Origin of the sequence: Streptomyces sp. N35 (genome assembly GCF_016464295.1) — a bacterium.
Lineage (GTDB): Bacteria > Actinomycetota > Actinomycetes > Streptomycetales > Streptomycetaceae > Streptomyces.
This window is the reverse complement of record NZ_JAEIMH010000023.1, coordinates 106,257-106,546: the sequence shown is the minus strand read 5'-3', so window position 1 is coordinate 106,546 and position 290 is coordinate 106,257. Positions and strand designations below refer to the sequence as shown.

Annotated in this window: 1 protein-coding gene; it reads right to left on the bottom strand. The window is 80.3% G+C overall.

The window, feature by feature from the left end; all coding sequences use genetic code 11:
* The coding region (locus tag JAO81_RS42475; RefSeq protein WP_374194295.1) for a hypothetical protein at nt 1-290 on the bottom strand (290 nt) is incomplete at both ends.

The window sequence follows — 290 nt, the reverse complement described above, 5'->3', positions numbered from 1 at the left end:
AGCGGCCGCCTGGGCGGCCAGGGCGGCGCGCTGCGAGGCGTTCTGGGCCGTACGGGAGGCGGCGATCGCACGGTTGGCGGCGGATGCCGCGCCCTGTGCGGCGGACGCGGCGGCGTTCGCCGCCTTCGCCGACTTGGCCACGTCGTTCTGCGCGGCGCGCGCTTCCTCCGCCGCCCTGAGGGCGGCGGCCTTGGCCTTCTCGGCAGCGTCCTTGGCCTTCTCGGAGGCGGGGAGGGGCCGCTTCCCCTCCGCGGGCCGGGGGGTTGCCCCCCCCCCCCCCCCCGCGCCCC